The following is a 1316-nucleotide window of genomic DNA, read 5'->3' as shown; positions in this document are numbered from 1 at the left end:
TGGGGGCTGAAAGCAAAAACAAAAGGTTTATATACCACCATATATTACCTTGTTATATGGGGTTACAAGATGAAAAATTACAAAAATACAAATAGATTTGAGCGAGGAAGAAGACAGAATTGTGGAGATTTACAAATTAGTGAACAATCTAAAAACAAAACAGGAAGCAATAAAAAAAATGGTAAAGTATTTTAAAGCTGAAATCAAACCAAAGAATATGAACAAAGAAGAAGAATATTATAAGAAAGCTCTTAAATTTTCAGAGGACAAAAAATGAATATAGGTCTAATATTAGGAATTGGGATACCTGCTCTTGCTGTAATTTTTGTTGGAAGTTATATTTACAAAACTTACAATAGATTAATCAATTTACGAATGAATGCTGAAAGACAAACAAGCCATGTTCAAGTTCACTTAAAGAAGAAATTTGATTTAATTCCTGCATTAGCAGAAGTTGTTAAAGGTTATGCCTCACATGAAAAAGGCACATTTGAAGAAGTAACAAAACTTCGTTCACAATGGGGCAAGGCAACTAATGTAGATGAAAAGATGAAAACTGCAAATATGTTGGAGGGTATGTTATCAAAACTTTTAGTTGTTCAAGAAAGATATCCTAAATTAAAAGCTGATAAGAGTTTCCAAAATATTCAAAAAAGTATTGGTTGGGTTGAAAGGGAATTGGTTAGAGAAAGAAAATTATATAATCGGAGAGTTAGTGCTTTTAATGTTAAACTTCAAGAATTTCCATCAAACATAATCGGTAAAATGTTTGGATTTAAAGAAAAAGAATTCTTTGGAAAGCCAGATGCAAGTCTTGAATAAAAAAAACATAAAGAATGCTTTACAAAAACCGTTTAGCTTCGTAATAATTTTTCTTTTAATTATTTTAGCTTTAGCTAATTCTTTTGCAGTGGGTTGTTTAATTGGTGCATTAATCTCTATTCCTTTCGCTTTATTTGGGAAAGATAGCAATTCAGTGATTAACTTTTTTTGTAAGGATTCCTCATGGAAACTTAAAAGTGTTGATTTGTTGTCAGACATACTTGGAAAACATACAATTCTAATTATAATTATTGGTGTAATTTTATGGGCATTACTAAATCATACTGAAAAAGGAAAAGAATTACTTGAATACCTTGATTAAAAAATACAGCCCCCCAACTCTAAAACAAAAAATACAACGGCACTCTCTCTTATAAAAAAGGACTGCGTCCCGCCGTCCAAGGCTTCCCAGTAACTCTTCGGAATTTTTTGCTTCGCAAAAACCACTTGCAGTTATTCCTCGTTGCTCCAAGTATTCGCAAGAGTTGAACAGC

3 protein-coding genes are annotated in these 1316 nt (G+C 31.2%); all 3 read left to right on the top strand.

Features of this window, described 5'->3' with window-relative positions; all coding sequences use genetic code 11:
* A partial coding sequence (locus AC3WVG_RS11965; RefSeq protein WP_488798345.1) for a hypothetical protein occupies positions 1 to 195 on the top strand: 195 nt, incomplete at its 5' end.
* Positions 196 to 273: 78 nt separating this feature from the next.
* Positions 274 to 822 (top strand): LemA family protein, encoded by a 549-nt coding sequence (locus AC3WVG_RS11960; RefSeq protein WP_488798344.1) that lies wholly within the window; start codon positions 274 to 276, stop codon positions 820 to 822.
* Positions 806 to 1144, top strand: coding sequence for a hypothetical protein (locus tag AC3WVG_RS11955; RefSeq protein ID WP_488798343.1), 339 nt, complete (start codon positions 806 to 808; stop codon positions 1142 to 1144). The genes AC3WVG_RS11960 and AC3WVG_RS11955 overlap by 17 nt, the downstream gene beginning before the upstream one ends.
* The last annotated feature ends 172 nt before the right edge of the window (positions 1145 to 1316 follow it).

The organism is Desulfovulcanus sp. (assembly GCF_982781345.1).
The sequence above is the reverse complement of the archived record's forward strand: the minus strand, read 5'-3'. Positions and strand labels throughout refer to the sequence as shown.